Source organism: Frankia sp. CcWB2, assembly GCF_977927585.1.
Window position 1 is genome coordinate 17,836 of the sequence record NZ_CDWRCM010000083.1, and the last position, 1,056, is coordinate 18,891.

Sequence of the window (1,056 nt, forward strand, 5' to 3'; positions counted from 1 at the left end):
TCTTGACCCTGACACTGATGGCAGACTCTACGGTGCGACGCATGGATATCGGGATCTTCACCGCGGTCACTGACGAACAGATCAGGCCTGCTCAGCTCGCCCGGGCGATCGAGGAGCGCGGCTTCGAATCACTGTTCGTCGCTGAGCACACCCACATCCCCGCCCGACGGGAGACAGCGCACCCCGAGCTTGGCGAGATTCCCCGCGACTACTACCGCAATCTTGATCCTTTCGTCAGTCTGACGGCCGCGGCGACCGCGACCACCCGGTTGCGCGTGGGCACCGCGGTCGCGCTCGTGGTCCAGCGGGACCCGCTCCTGTTGGCGAAGGAAGCGGCCAGCCTGGACCTGGTCAGCGAGGGCCGTTTCGAACTCGGCGTCGGCGCCGGCTGGCTGCGTGAGGAGATGCGCAACCACGGCACCGACCCGGCGACTCGAATGGCGCTGATGCGGGAGCGGTTGGCCGCGGTGAAGGCGCTTTGGACCACCGAGGAGGCGGAGTTCCACGGTCGCTTCGTCGATTTCGATCCGGTCTTCCAGCGGCCCAAGCCTGTGCAGCGACCGTATCCGCCGGTCTGGATCGGGGGATGGGGCCCGACGACCTTCCGCCGGATCATCGCCGGGCGCGACGGCTGGCTCACTCCGCCCCTTCCGGTCGACCAGCTGATCCAAGGCCTGGACGAGCTGGCCGAGGAGGCGGACCGGGCCGGGGTGGCGACGCCACCGGTGACCGTTCCGCTCATGGATCCCGACGAGGCCACGCTCGAGAGGCTGCGCGCCCGTGGTGTCCGTCGCGCCCTGTTCGGGCTGCTCACCATCACCGACGCCGACGCGACGCTGCGCGCGCTGGACCAGCTGGGACCGCTGGCCAGCGCCGGAGGCGGCGTCAAGCAGCCAACTACCTGACCATTACCTGACCATCCGAGGCGATCTGGCTCAGATGTGGTCCCAGGCCCGTACCGTGGCCGGCCGAACCGCGGCCATCAGTCCGGAGCCGGCGGGCGCAGGTCGTCGAGAATGACGCGCAGGTTGCGCCGCCACTGGTCCGGCGCGGCGG

General features: G+C 69.4%; 1 protein-coding gene. It reads left to right on the top strand.

Annotated features, from left to right (window positions below):
- Nucleotides 1-41 precede the first annotated feature (41 nt).
- Nucleotides 42-905: an LLM class F420-dependent oxidoreductase gene (locus ACY45C_RS10925; RefSeq protein WP_462187505.1), complete on the top strand. Its 864-nt coding sequence runs from the start codon at nt 42-44 to the stop codon at nt 903-905.
- Nucleotides 906-1,056: the final 151 nt, after the last annotated feature.

What these genes read in the sequence shown, in the direction of transcription:
- ACY45C_RS10925 (WP_462187505.1), top strand. Translation starts at nt 42, where the DNA reads ATGGATATCGGGATCTTCACCGCGGTCACTGACGAACAGATCAGGCCT.